A 322-nucleotide genomic window follows, 5' to 3' on the forward strand; every position below is an offset into this window, starting at 1 on the left:
CGCCACGCCTCTACCGGTAATGTTGACACCGCGCGACCGTTTAAATCATAGATTGTGATGTTTGTAACACCTTCCGGAACGCCTTCGATGGTGATGAAATCACCGCCATGCACCGGATTGGGATATAGTTTCAGGGGAGGTGCCTCTATTGCGCCAATCTGTGTGGTGCGGGTGCGTTCCTGACAATACGGGCACGTTTCCACGGTGTCGCCTGAGGCGGTGATGAGGCGTGCCTTATACTCGGCGGTGGCATCCAATATATCTGTGCGCTTGTTGCCTGCTGAATAGGACAATTCGGAGGATAATTTCTCCCATTTGCCAT

1 protein-coding gene is annotated in these 322 nt (G+C 52.8%); it reads right to left on the reverse strand.

The window, feature by feature from the left end:
* On the reverse strand, positions 1-322 hold a 322-nt coding region (locus ASC50_RS05560), incomplete at both ends, for a T9SS type A sorting domain-containing protein (protein ID WP_158648506.1).

Source organism: Candidatus Symbiothrix dinenymphae, from assembly GCF_001431085.1.